Source organism: Salinicoccus jeotgali (assembly GCF_055379195.1).
In genome coordinates this window covers 1-12,135 of the sequence record NZ_AP043833.1, presented here as the reverse complement: position 1 = coordinate 12,135, position 12,135 = coordinate 1, and the positions used below count along the sequence as shown (strand labels likewise).

Here is a 12,135-nt window from a genome sequence, read left to right as displayed (position 1 = left end):
TCACTCACTTATTTAAAACATTATTAGAGTGAGATAGAGACCGAGTAATGTAATGAATAAAACAGGGGGAGTGATAATAATGCCGATTTTAAAATAGGTGCCCCATGAAATTTTCATATCTTTTCTGGCTAATACATGGAGCCATAACAGTGTGGCTAAAGATCCAATGGGTGTAATCTTCGGTCCTAAGTCTGACCCAATGCCATTGGCATAGATCATACCTTCTTGGATCAGTGTTGTAATGTTCGCATGATCGATGGCAATTGCATTAATCATTACAGTCGGCATATTGTTCATGATGGAAGATAAAATTGCGGCAATAAAGCCCATCCCCATTACTGAAGCAAACAGCCCATACTCCCCAATATCCATTAATACACTTGCTAGAGCATCGGTTAAACCGACGTTTCTCAATCCAAAGACGACAACATACATACCGATTGAGAACAATACGATGTTCCATGGTGCCCCGTTGATGACTGCTTTTGTATTTACAGCGTGAGATTGTTTGGCCAGTATCAAGAAGATAATCGCAATACCCCCGGCAATGAATGAGACAGGGACATTGATAAATTCACTGACCAAATAACCAACAAGTAATATTAAAAGGACCACCCAGGAATAATTGAACATTTTTTTGTCTTTTATCGCAGACTCGGGCGTTTTTAACTGCGTTTGGTCGATTGTTTTGGGAATGGATTTTCTGAATAGTAGCCAAAGGACGACAATACTCGCAATTAATGAAAAAATATTCGGGATAAACATCCGGCTTAAATACTCTAGAAATCCGATATCGAAGTAATCTGCGGACACAATATTTACTAAGTTGCTGACGACCAACGGCAGAGATGTGGTATCTGCAATAAATCCAGTGGCGATCACAAATGGAAAAATAACTTTTTCTTCTAATTTTAAGTTTCTGCCCATGGCAAGCACAATGGGTGTTAGTATCAAAGCCGCCCCATCGTTAGCGAAAAATGCTGCGATGATTGCACCTAATAGTGCGATATATATGAACATTTTCAAGCCATTTCCGTTTGATGCTTTAACCATATGTATTGCAGCCCATTCGAAAAAGCCAATTTCATCAAGGATCAATGAAATAAGAATGACTGCAACAAACGTTAACGTCGCATTCCAGACAATACCCGTGACTTCGATTACATCACCGAACGAAACGACCCCAGTGATGATTGCAAGCAATGCCCCCGCCAAGGCAGTAATGCCGATATCTAGGTTTCTGGGCTGCCATATAACAAAGATCAGTGTGACTAAAAACATACTAAGATTAGTACCACAGGACCTGGCCGGGTCCTGTGGTACTAATCTTAGTATGTTTTTATTGTGTAGATAGAAATAACTTGATAAACGCTTTTTCATCATGTTTCAGTTGTTTCCACTGATGTTTATGTTTTTTCTTCTTTAATGAAATCTTAATTGCACTCTTCATTAGCCGTTTCATACCTTTTGTCCCGTTTTTTCCAAAAACATGGACATTGTTTAAAAAATTTGGCTCGATTCATTGTCAAAGTTTGACCTGCTTCAATAACTTGAATAATCGCGCTTTTAAAATCTGTCATGTTGCTTTTCCAACAATACTGGATCAGTCTTAAAGTGACGTCTTTCAGATAAGGTTTTTTATCAGACCCAATCATTCTTCCGTGACTTTAACTTTATTCTTATCGAACAACCTCACCCCAATCTCTCCGAGCTCATTTACAAACTTCTTTATACATTCACCACCAACTAAAAGTTCGTCGTCATTAATTTTATTTTTCACAAGGTACTCATAACGATTATTGGGTTGATTACATAATGACAACTGGCTTGTGCATGTTGATTATCATATATAAACTCATCTAACGCTTTCCCAAAGTCATAATTCTCCTCATTTTTTGAAAATAAATTTTCTTGAGCGGTACTTAGCCATGTCATCAGTGTTTGAGTTTCTGCTTTCACTACATCTTAATATGATTTTTTCGTTTCTGAGTTGATTTCGAATGCACCGCACGACTCGCAATCAATATCTGCAAATGCTTTACCCGGTACTCTGACTATCAATCCATCATTCTTATTTCCATGATTAAATGTTCAACCAGTCATCCCCAAACAGTTCATCTATTCGATCTTTTTTCTTTGGCGCATCGTCTGTAACATCCGCTTTCTTCTTCTCAGTCACTTCTTCTTTCGTCTCTAATTTTTCTTCTGACTGCTTTGAAATTCTATTCTTCGCATCTCGCTCACGAATCATTTTTGTAATCTCTTTTCTCGCTGCATCATGATAATATCCATCCAATGTTCTTCGATTAATAATTGCTTTTGGATATTTCCCTATCTCAAACCAAGACGCAAGAAACAGATTATTCACGCTGACCCCATGATCGATATAATTGATTTTTCTCTTCAAATTTTTCAGTTCATTTTCAATATCACGCATCTTTTCAAGCATTTTATACTCAGCAGATTGATGCTCGATCATTTCAGATAAAGCATAGTTTTCCACTGCTTCGACAATAACTTGTTTCTCTGACTTCATATTCTTCGCAGCTTTAATTGTTTTGATGAGTGATATTGTCTCTTCACTTAATTCAAATGACTTCAATTTCATTTGATCTCACCCGCCTCATCATTATGATAAAAATCTTCATCCAGATGCAATACCTCTTCAGTCATTAAGTCAATAAAGAACTTCCTGAAGCGTTTATTTTCCTCAAGGAATAGATTATATGCCTCTGTATTTGCATCTAAACTTTCCTGAGTATTCCTCAATGCGATTTCAAATTTCGTGAGAGACGTCGATAAAATCCGATCTTCCACATAATTTTCTAATACTTCTCTAATCAAATCACTAAATGTCATACCTCTTTCTTTTGCAATGGCTTTCAGCTGAATCATAACTTGTTCATCAAAATCTTTTACATCAATACGTGCCATTTTTTTATCAATCTCCTTTAATTATCCTATATATATTTCTATATATTTATAATATTACCCTAAAAAGATAGCATTTTTCTATATAATTCACTATATATTTAACTATTTTTGAGACGGAAGAAACATATGTCGGCACTGCCGACATATCAAGGTTTTTGAGGTTTTGTAGGATGAAAATCCGGAAAAATCTCCTTATGCTCTTACTTAAAAAATCAATTTGAGAGATTTGCTTCAAGGATTGAAAGCTTTTCCTCACGTCCTTCAATGTCATTTTCGATATCTTTTATGTCTTCTTCAAAAGATTCTATCTCGCTTTTTTCTTCGTCCGTCATCATATAAATTACTTAAGTTAAGCAATTCAGAGATCAAAATATTACAAAGATTAAATATTTTCTAAGTTGATGATATATATTCGTATTGAATATTATAAAGTTATAGCATTAAAGTCATATCGTATTCTTTTAGATAAAAGCAACTGAAAAAGATATGACGTATAGTATCAAGATAAGAAAAAACCGGTCAAAACCCCTTAAATATCTCTCTCTTTTTCTTTACTTTTTCCTACAAAAATATTTTTAAAAAACATCGCAAGCAAATAAATAATACATAACCCAAGAATGAATAATATAAAGCCACTAGGTTTAGTATCAAAAATTATATAAAAAAGAATGACAATACCAACTGCAAGTAATGTTCTGTAAAAAAAGTTATTCATGTTTTACCCCCCCATACATTTATTCCAATTTCCTTTTCTGTGTGTGATGCGCTGCGTTCTTAAAAATCAATGTAAAGATTAAGTTAAGATTATCTAACTCGACTATTAAAAGTAAATAAACAATGACAAACTACAAGAAAATACATAAATTATAAAAGGAGATTAATATGTCTAAAAAATTTGCCTTAAAAACATTTTTTATGATTTTAGCTCTTGTTCTAACTATTTCTAGCACTTTATCTCTAAACGCATCAGCAAGTACACAAGAATTAAAAACGGAAGAAGCCGTTCAAATTCTTGAAAGTTTAAATCAAAGTAGTGTACAAATGGCAGACGGCACTAGCTTAATCAACGAAAATAAATTAAAAGAAAATCTAGGAAGTAACAAACATTATGATGAAATCTATACTGAATTAAAAAACGCAAATATGTTAACAACAAAGGAAAACCCAAATATAGCAACAATGGCTTCAGATAATAGGAATCCTAAATGGGTAGCAGCAAGAGATGCTTGTGCTTCACAATATCTAAAAGATGAATTCAGCGTAGCAGCTTTAGGTTCAGCAATAGGATTAGTATTTGCTGGTAATTGGTCAGCAGCCGCTAAAGAACTTGTTAAAAATGGTGCTAAAGTAACACCTGCAGGGCTAGCAGCTGTATATGTTCATATGAACTACACATGTATTAAAGAAGCAAATTCAAAACATAGTGTATATTAATTAATCTGAACTAAAAGGATGATTAACATTTTAGAATTTTTTTTCAATAATTTATTGTTTTGGTTCTTATGGTTACCACTCATATTCTCCATTTCAATTATTGTAGTTTACAAAAAAGAAAATAAAAGTTTTATAAAACCACTATTAATATTTTTAATTGCATATTACATCGCTAGAACAATAATTTATATTATATAATTTTTATTCCAATTTCCTTTTGGTGTGAACCAACAGCGAAACAAAAAATAAAAAAGCTGTCGAATGGCAAAATTGATACCTAAACGGTATCAGCCATTCGGCTTTTTAGTATGTTTCCGTTTCGCCTTTCCCACCAAAAGTTTTCTCGGCATAAACAGATCATTGCCGTTTTTTTAGGTTTTGACTTTTGATAAATCGAGCGTAGGCGAGAATAAAAAAGACACCACTTTTCAAAAGTTTTGGTGTCTTTTTTTGCATGTCGTCGTTCAACGACGTATAAATGCACCCTATACGGGTTTACTGATAAATTCTAAAAACAGAAAAGCATTTAAAGCTCATATAAGCTCATAGAGAAGATTTTTGTATTAAACACTAGTTTTTGTACCTAAATTTAATTTAAAAGCTCATATGGGCTTTATTTGCGTTTTAAATTGCATTTTAAGTTCAAAGTACAATTCTTTTTTAGCACTTTTGTTATTTGCATTATTTGAATATCGGAACACCGCCCAGTTATACGCACATATTTTTCTTACGAAAAAACGAGCGCTCACTGGGCAAAATATCGCCTCATGGGTGAAAACAAAAAATGAGCAACTTTTCAGTTACTCATCTTCAAAATCTTCTTCGTCTAGCATTTGATTATTGACTTCTTTTTGCATATCTTCAGTCATTAATTTTTTCTCAGTTTCTAGATATTTTTGCTGACCCCAATGATAAAAAATTTGATAAATATATTGAGTTGGATCTAACTCTTTATATTTTTCTAATTCTTTATTTTCGTAAAGTTTGCTGGCGTCTTTAAATAATCCCGAATAAACGATTAATCTTTTTCCAGAAAGTGATTTATAAAACGTATCAAAAAATTTTTCATCTTCCAGATAATCGCTATCTTTTGCACTGTATTTTGCAATTTCAGAGACTTCTTTTTTGTTATCTGTTGCTTTGACTTTTCGAACATCTACTTGTGTTATCAAATTATTTTTCGTTGATTTTTGCCAAAGTTCAAGCCATCTATCACGTGCTATATAAGCTTTAGTATCCGTAAAATAGCTCTTGTTTACTGCTAAAATTACATGAAAATGTGGATGATAATCATCTCGTTCTTTGTTGTAAGTCACTTCAAGTTTTCGTACATAACCTTTTACTGCACTCTTAACTTCTTTACGTTGCATTAACCGTTGAAATGACTTGTTATAATGCTTGATTTCATCATCAAGTTCATCTGCTTTAACATTTGGTGCAGTCAAAGTTAGAAAGACAAAATCTTTCCTTTCTTCTTCTCTCAAATACTGCATTAACACACTAATTTTCAGTGCATTCTTACGTGACTTCTTCCAAGCACAAATCGGACAAAATCGATTATCACAATTGTTCGAGCGATGTAATTTTGTTTTTTCCATAGTTTTATCTGCCACCATCAAGATAAGAAAAAACTAATTCAAAGCTACAAAAAAGAACTTCAAAAACACCCTCTTTGTTTAAAATTCTAATATTATAAAATATGTTTTATCACTCAAAATATAGGAATAAATATAGAAGGATAGGAGTTTTTAAATTATGAATAAAAAAGCCACATATTCTCTTAATATATTGGTCGGCATTTTCTTCTTTATTTTTTATACTACAATTGTTAATGCCGTACTTAATCAAGATATTCTTAGTTTTCCCTTTATCATACTAACAATATATTTTTTTATTTCTATCTTCACGCTAACTCCAGCTAGTACAGAACTTGGAGAAAAGACTAAAGATTGGAATGCTATTATTGCTAGTTATTCAATGATTGTTGCCTATTTGATATCTCCAATATGGGTATTAATAAAATCTTTCAAAAATTAGGAGTGATTTTTTGTATAAGAAAATTATACTTTCTCTAGCGATAATTTTAATCGCTTCCTCGGGAATTTTATCTAATGTGACTATGGCATCAGAAGTTGAAAATTTTACTGAAGAAGAAGTAAAAGAAGTAGCAAAAGAAATGCAATTCTATTTTGAAGAAGTCGGTAAATTAGACAAAAACGGCAACTATACTATACATGATTATGAATTACTTAAAGAAAGAGCAGATTCTGGAGACGAAACAGCCCAAGGTGTTCTAGCACAAGCTAACTATGAAGCACAACAAACAGGAATAACTACCTATGGGATAGTAGACTACAGTAAATGTATTCTAGCCAATTATTTCAGCACTGAAATCGCTGCTGTAAATGGAGATCTTGCTAATGCTATCGCTGGTGCTGTTGAACGAGGCGCCTGGATGGAAGTTGCGAGAATAGTTCTAAGTTCTATTGGAGGTTCAGTAGGTAAAGCAAACGTAGTAGCAACTGCCGGCCAATTAGTAATGTACACTGCTTATTGTGGTGGTCAACAAGTAACTTAAAATAATTAATATTAAAACTACACAAAATTAAATAAAAGGCCTAATTCTATCTAGTCAGACCTTTTATTTTTTTATTCCAATTTCCTTTTGGTGTGAACCAACGGCACCCCTAAAAACCCAAAAGCTGTCGGCAGGCATTTTTGATACCTCACGGTATCTGCCTACCGGCTTTTTAGTTTATTCAGGGGTGCTTTTCCCACCAAAAGTTTTCTCGGCATAAATGGATCTCCACTGTTTTTTCTAGCACAGGCAAGAAAAATTCCCGCAGAAACATCGTATGCGACGTATAAGTGCGCCCTCATGGATTATCTTAACCCAGACCCATATAAACACCCCTTAAAATTCATTTAAATGCTCATATGGGCTTATTTGAGCTTTGAAAAGACATCTAACTTCAAGTTAGTTTGGATACCAGGAATGAATCCAGAATTTGAAAATCGTTAATTTAAGTAAAAGAGCATAAGGAGGTTTTTCCGGATTTCTATCCTGCAAAACCTCAAACCCCTTGATATGTCGGCAGTGCCGACATATTTTTCTTCCGGATGGTTTTCGGCTAAGTATATATGGTTTTATATATAAAAACGGCCTTATTTTGGTGTAATAATAGAAATATATACAAAAGTATATATGCAAATTTAAAGTGATTTTTGAGTAGTTAAAGAAAAAATCATTCTACATACAATGCCAAAGCGCATATAACATTCAAGATAAACATTTCTTAAATGGGTACTTCCGACTATCACATGTATTATTCTTCTGGATATAAATCTACTAAACGCACCCCCAGTTGCTCTTTTATTTTCAATAGATTTAGTATCGTAATGTTCTTCTCCCCTCTTTCCACGGCGCCGATATATGTGCGATGAAACTCACATTCAAATGCTAAATCTTCTTGTGACCAGCCTTTTTGCTTACGATATTGACGAATGTTTTTACCGATGTCTCTCAGTACTTCTGATTTATTTTTATTAGTATCCATGGATTAATTCTGCTAATATGAATACTATAAATCGACAGACTATAAATAGCATTTTATTTTTAAACACTTTAAAGGAGGCAGTATTTTGAGTCACTTATATGTTGTTTATGCATTAGATAGTAAAATCTCAGTTGTCGAAGCTGAGTCAAAAGCAGAAGCATTGGATACCTTTGCTATGGATCAAATCGACGATGAAAATCTCAATTACTTTATCAAAGATTTTTCTTTTGGTGACGGATTGCTTACACAGTTTTATCACGATGATCAAGGATATCTGTTTGATATAGATCAAAATGAAGTCCCTGAACGCCTACAGCAATTAAATGAACAAGAGAAAGATGATTATATTGATTCATGGATTGAAAGCAATGCCAGACAGTTTTGGAATGACGAACCGCAATTTGCTTTAGAATATCTTAAAAAATTAGACAAAGCGAAACACTCAGATGACCCTTACACTGATGATTTTTCTCATCCTTTTTTAGTGTCTACAATCAAAAAATTAATTCAACAAGATGATTGGTATGAGGCGTTTGATATTGTTAAAATCGATTTAGCCGACACGAATTATCAGGTGATTTACGAGGATTAATTGATACATATCCATTTACACACTTCAGCCTGAGAATTTTCATGGATGATTTTTATTTTTACATGTGACAACCAATATCAAATAAAACAATATTAATACAGGGCATCGCCCAAGTTTTCGGCACTTCCCAAAACCGACTTAATACAGGGGGGTATCCCGAGTTTCCGGTGCTCATCAAAACCGATCTAATCCGAACCACGTTAATATCGTGGTTTTTCTTACGATTAGTCAGTTCGACCAGTCGATGGGGGTAAGCCCATGACGGATTAATGCGGCGTTTGTTCGTGAAAAGCATTTCGACCCGATGAACGGCGCGCCCGATTTGTATGCACCGAGTGGGCTCGGGTGACTGCTTTTGATCACGATATGCTTGGACGTGTCGATCCGTTTTTCGTAGGCATGTGCATGACCGCCCCACAGAATATAGACGATGGGGTGGGGTTTATGGTTCAGCGCTTCGATTACAGGGTCGATGATGTGCTGCCAGCCGATTGACTTGTGGCTGTTTGCCGCACCGGACCTTACCGTCAGGATCGTATTGAGCAATAAGACGCCCTGGTCGGCCCAGTGCGATAGATTGCCGGACGAACTGACGGGAATCCCGACATCGTTGAGTCGCTCTTTGAAGATGTTTGAGAGGGAACGGGCAATTTTGACGTTTTGGGGTACTGAGAACGCCATCCCCGTGGCGTGTCCCGGTGTCGGATAAGGGTCCTGGCCGAGAATGACCACTTTGACGTCTCGATACGGCGTTCTTTGGAACGCGTGAAAAATCAGACTGCGCTGGGGGAACACGGTGTGGTTCTGGTATTCCGTGTCCACGGCGCATTTTAGTGCCGACAGCGCGTTTGGATTGGATATATGGGGCGTAATTGCACGTACCCAGTCCTGTGGCATGCGTTGGAGCATACTAGCTGACCCGCCTTTCGATGGAGACATGGTGCGTAACTGAATATGAGGCGATGGACGCATATCGGATATACTCTTTGATGATCTCCCCGGTATCGGGGTCTTTATGAAACAGTATTAATTCGTCGGCTGCGGCACGAACGCCCGCCAGGTCGTAGATGTGGTCAGCTTTTCCGCTGACGTAATGGATGACGATGTCGGTCATGGTATCTCTTCCTTTCTGATTTAGAACAACTTTTTCGATATATTCGTTTCTGCTAGGCGGTCAGCCTCTACGCATCGGATGATAGGTCAACCGGTCGCCCTTTGTGTCACGCTTGATGCGGAATGCAATTTCTCCTTGCAGGAGCCGGGTCTCCGGGGTGGTTTCGACCCGGTGGCACACATAGCGGTAATGCTTCTTCTACTTGCGCTTGGCAGTCTCTATGGCTTCCTCCGGTGTCTTAGCACCGACGGCGAGGACTTCTGTCGTGTAGCGCGTATCGCCACCGTGGCGGCAGGATACGATGATGACCTGTATGATTACTGAGGAGTCATCCCAGGACAATATGGTGCTTGCTGGTGGCAACATTGTGTTGAGTCCAAAAGTTGCCCGCATATTGCGCGAGCAACTCGACGGCGAAGCCGGTCAGTAATCCGTCCTGGAGTTATCTGGTACTTCGAGCAAATGGACTGTTGGCAAAAAAAGACCGACAGACCCTGGTTAAAAGTATATTATAAAGACTTTTAAAAAACTTTTATTCGTGCTATACTTAAATGGATTAGAGGAGGGATAGCATGAAAACCTTAGATGTACCATTCAAAAGCATCTCCGATGTAAAGAAATCCCCGATGACCATCTTCAAAGAGGCCGAAGAACGAAATAATGGCGTCTATATCTTCAATCGCGACAAAGTCGCAGGGGTTGTCCTGACGCAAGAACAGTATGAAAACATGAATAACGAAATCGAAGCACTGTATGACCGCATCGATGAACTCATCGTCAAAGAACGCCTCAAAGATACCAACGTCAAAACCTATAGTGTTGAAGAAGCCACAGGCATCAATCTCGATGACATTGAACTTGATGAAAACGACGGCTGGGAGTAATCAATGTATATTGTAGAACTCACAGAATACGCCAAGTCGGACTATGAAAAACTCGACGGCAGTCAGAAACAGTTGATTCTGAAAGGCTTAAAGCGCATCAAGGAACGCGGTATGCAAGCAGGAGAGGCACTCCGGGACGAACTCAAGGGATGCAACAAGATCAAGCTCAAAAAGCAGGGGCTCCGTATCGTCTTTCGTGAAGTGGAAGGTCGCATGGAAGTCATACAAGTCATTGCCATCGGTAAACGCGATAAATCACAAGTATATAAAGATGCAATGAAACGCATCATAGATGAATAGACGGGCATACGCTCGTCTTTTTTTTTCAGGATAAACCAAGCACTCTTTTCTGGGGAAAAAAGACCGACACCCCGTTAAGGACGTCGGTCCAATTATCATGCTATAAATCCAGCATTTTCTTCATTTCATCGTAGTCATAAGTCGTCACGCCATCATTTTGAACATCGGACTCATAAGATTTAAGAACTGCGATGTCAAATTCATTTTCTATACGTTCTTCGAGCGCATGCTTCATCATCGTAGACAGAAGCACGCCGTGGCGCTCAGCATAGGCTTCAAACACTTCCTGTTCCTTAGCATTCAAACGCACTGTAACCGTACCCACCTGCATCCACCCCTTCTGTTGGACCATATATATTGTCCGATATTATATTTTCAATAAAAGAATCTCAGTAAACATCTCTAATTAAGATTATTTCCTACCTTTTTGACTGGTTCGTTCTAGTATTACCCACTTTGTTATTGATTACATTTGCACAAGCTACCGTGAGAGGTTCTCCAATAGCTTCTCTATAATTAAAACCTAACAACTGCGCAGTCTTTAATGTATCTTTATTAAATAAATCAATAACCATTCTCACATCTTCATCTTTCCCTACAGGAACAACACCATAATTTTTTAGAATCTCTGCAAGTCTCTCAAGTCTCTCAAGTGAAGATTGAAGGTACTCTATATCATCGTCACTAATATTAACTTTCTCATATCTGGATTTATATTCACCCGCAATAAGTTCCAATTCAGCTTTATCATTCATCAATTTGATAATTATCTCTTGATAAATCTCCTGTTGCTCATCACTCTTTTTTTTAAAGTTTCGCTTGTTCCATCCTAGAAAGGATCCACTCATAAGATATTTTCGCTAACTCAGCAGCGAATTAAGTAACTAATTCAGAAGTCTCTAAATCTATTTTATTCCCTCCGATTAAACCTTATATTTCATTTTAGTATTAAAATAAGATATTCTTAATTATATAATTCACTAAGGAAAAATACATAAAACCCTAATAAAAATCCGCTTTTAAATTTTACTTAAACGATGAGAACATGACAAAAAAAGAACTAGAAAATATCTTTAAAGAACTCAACCAAGGAACACAAAAAAACTCTTCCCATTCCCCATCTAGTAAACAGAAATTTAATTATATTTATCAAAAAGAAAATAAACTAGAAAACACCCATATACGGCCTACATTTATCATTGAAAAAGACCTAATAAATCGTCTAGATAAATTAGCTGAAGAAAAATACGGATATAAAAGTCAATTCATTAATCGAGCAATTAAAGATCTCCTAGATAAAGTTGAAAATGATAATATAAT

The 12,135-nt window shown here is 36.2% G+C and carries 20 protein-coding genes; 8 read left to right on the top strand and 12 right to left on the bottom strand.

Annotated elements, in window-relative coordinates; all coding sequences use genetic code 11:
* Positions 1-12: 12 nt before the first annotated feature.
* The 5 genes from arsB to ACZ43I_RS12200 all read right to left on the bottom strand — a co-directional run bounded on the left by arsB (position 13) and on the right by ACZ43I_RS12200 (position 3,649).
* Positions 13-1,281 carry an arsenite efflux transporter membrane subunit ArsB gene (gene arsB, locus ACZ43I_RS12220; protein WP_344701907.1) on the bottom strand — a complete coding sequence of 423 codons (1,269 nt, stop codon included), beginning with the start codon at positions 1,279-1,281 and terminating at the stop codon, positions 13-15.
* 802 nt (positions 1,282-2,083) lie between these two features.
* On the bottom strand, positions 2,084-2,608 hold the full coding sequence (locus ACZ43I_RS12215; RefSeq protein ID WP_344701858.1) for a hypothetical protein: 525 nt from the start codon (positions 2,606-2,608) through the stop codon (positions 2,084-2,086).
* Entirely contained in the window at positions 2,605-2,934 is a 330-nt protein-coding gene (locus tag ACZ43I_RS12210) for a ribbon-helix-helix protein, CopG family (RefSeq protein WP_239416306.1), read from the bottom strand. The genes ACZ43I_RS12215 and ACZ43I_RS12210 overlap by 4 nt, the downstream gene beginning before the upstream one ends.
* A gap of 212 nt (positions 2,935-3,146) precedes the next feature.
* The gene (locus ACZ43I_RS12205; protein ID WP_344701860.1) at positions 3,147-3,269 is read right to left on the bottom strand and encodes a hypothetical protein; all 123 of its coding nucleotides are present in this window, start codon (positions 3,267-3,269) and stop codon (positions 3,147-3,149) included.
* Between the two features lie 194 nt (positions 3,270-3,463).
* Positions 3,464-3,649, bottom strand: coding sequence for a hypothetical protein (locus ACZ43I_RS12200; protein WP_344701862.1), 186 nt, complete (start codon positions 3,647-3,649; stop codon positions 3,464-3,466).
* Between the two features lie 167 nt (positions 3,650-3,816).
* On the opposite strand from ACZ43I_RS12200, the gene ACZ43I_RS12195 reads away from it, so the two are divergent.
* A complete protein-coding gene (locus ACZ43I_RS12195; RefSeq protein ID WP_344701864.1) occupies positions 3,817-4,368 on the top strand; it encodes a hypothetical protein in 552 nt (183 codons plus the stop codon).
* 800 nt (positions 4,369-5,168) lie between these two features.
* On the opposite strand, the gene ACZ43I_RS12190 is transcribed toward ACZ43I_RS12195, so the two are convergent.
* On the bottom strand, positions 5,169-5,984 hold the full coding sequence (locus ACZ43I_RS12190) for a protein rep (RefSeq protein WP_464761772.1): 816 nt from the start codon (positions 5,982-5,984) through the stop codon (positions 5,169-5,171).
* Positions 5,985-6,123: 139 nt separating this feature from the next.
* On the opposite strand from ACZ43I_RS12190, the gene ACZ43I_RS12185 reads away from it, so the two are divergent.
* Positions 6,124-6,405: a hypothetical protein gene (locus ACZ43I_RS12185; RefSeq protein ID WP_344701868.1), complete on the top strand. Its 282-nt coding sequence runs from the start codon at positions 6,124-6,126 to the stop codon at positions 6,403-6,405.
* Positions 6,406-6,415: 10 nt separating this feature from the next.
* Complete coding sequence (locus tag ACZ43I_RS12180; protein WP_344701870.1) at positions 6,416-6,946, top strand: hypothetical protein; 531 nt, start codon at positions 6,416-6,418, stop codon at positions 6,944-6,946.
* Between the two features lie 748 nt (positions 6,947-7,694).
* Here ACZ43I_RS12180 and ACZ43I_RS12175 read toward each other — a convergent pair.
* Positions 7,695-7,925 carry a helix-turn-helix domain-containing protein gene (locus ACZ43I_RS12175; protein ID WP_344701873.1) on the bottom strand — a complete coding sequence of 77 codons (231 nt, stop codon included), beginning with the start codon at positions 7,923-7,925 and terminating at the stop codon, positions 7,695-7,697.
* Positions 7,926-8,010: 85 nt separating this feature from the next.
* On the opposite strand from ACZ43I_RS12175, the gene ACZ43I_RS12170 reads away from it, so the two are divergent.
* On the top strand, positions 8,011-8,517 hold the full coding sequence (locus tag ACZ43I_RS12170) for a hypothetical protein (RefSeq protein WP_344701875.1): 507 nt from the start codon (positions 8,011-8,013) through the stop codon (positions 8,515-8,517).
* A gap of 228 nt (positions 8,518-8,745) precedes the next feature.
* Here the strand turns inward: ACZ43I_RS12170 and ACZ43I_RS12165 are convergent, their stop codons facing one another.
* The 3 genes from ACZ43I_RS12165 to ACZ43I_RS12155 all read right to left on the bottom strand — a co-directional run bounded on the left by ACZ43I_RS12165 (position 8,746) and on the right by ACZ43I_RS12155 (position 9,997).
* Entirely contained in the window at positions 8,746-9,426 is a 681-nt protein-coding gene (locus ACZ43I_RS12165) for a uracil-DNA glycosylase (protein ID WP_344701877.1), read from the bottom strand.
* A gap of 1 nt (position 9,427) precedes the next feature.
* Positions 9,428-9,631 (bottom strand): hypothetical protein, encoded by a 204-nt coding sequence (locus ACZ43I_RS12160; RefSeq protein ID WP_344701879.1) that lies wholly within the window; start codon positions 9,629-9,631, stop codon positions 9,428-9,430.
* Positions 9,632-9,829: 198 nt separating this feature from the next.
* Positions 9,830-9,997 carry a hypothetical protein gene (locus ACZ43I_RS12155; RefSeq protein WP_239416362.1) on the bottom strand — a complete coding sequence of 56 codons (168 nt, stop codon included), beginning with the start codon at positions 9,995-9,997 and terminating at the stop codon, positions 9,830-9,832.
* Here ACZ43I_RS12155 and ACZ43I_RS12150 point away from each other — a divergent pair.
* From ACZ43I_RS12150 to ACZ43I_RS12140, 3 genes are all read left to right on the top strand, one after another.
* Positions 9,945-10,061: a hypothetical protein gene (locus ACZ43I_RS12150; RefSeq protein ID WP_464761771.1), complete on the top strand. Its 117-nt coding sequence runs from the start codon at positions 9,945-9,947 to the stop codon at positions 10,059-10,061. The two genes, ACZ43I_RS12155 and ACZ43I_RS12150, sit on opposite strands and share 53 nt — an antisense overlap.
* 142 nt (positions 10,062-10,203) lie before the next feature.
* Complete coding sequence (locus ACZ43I_RS12145) at positions 10,204-10,515, top strand: hypothetical protein (RefSeq protein WP_239416358.1); 312 nt, start codon at positions 10,204-10,206, stop codon at positions 10,513-10,515.
* Between the two features lie 3 nt (positions 10,516-10,518).
* The gene (locus ACZ43I_RS12140; protein WP_344701884.1) at positions 10,519-10,815 is read left to right on the top strand and encodes a type II toxin-antitoxin system RelE family toxin; all 297 of its coding nucleotides are present in this window, start codon (positions 10,519-10,521) and stop codon (positions 10,813-10,815) included.
* Between the two features lie 100 nt (positions 10,816-10,915).
* On the opposite strand, the gene relB is transcribed toward ACZ43I_RS12140, so the two are convergent.
* Complete coding sequence (gene relB, locus ACZ43I_RS12135; protein ID WP_344701885.1) at positions 10,916-11,140, bottom strand: type II toxin-antitoxin system RelB family antitoxin; 225 nt, start codon at positions 11,138-11,140, stop codon at positions 10,916-10,918.
* Between the two features lie 94 nt (positions 11,141-11,234).
* Positions 11,235-11,663 carry a hypothetical protein gene (locus tag ACZ43I_RS12130; protein ID WP_344701887.1) on the bottom strand — a complete coding sequence of 143 codons (429 nt, stop codon included), beginning with the start codon at positions 11,661-11,663 and terminating at the stop codon, positions 11,235-11,237.
* 197 nt (positions 11,664-11,860) lie between these two features.
* Here ACZ43I_RS12130 and ACZ43I_RS12125 point away from each other — a divergent pair.
* Positions 11,861-12,135 (top strand): ribbon-helix-helix domain-containing protein (locus ACZ43I_RS12125; protein WP_464761775.1); only part of this gene is annotated, 275 nt, incomplete at its 3' end.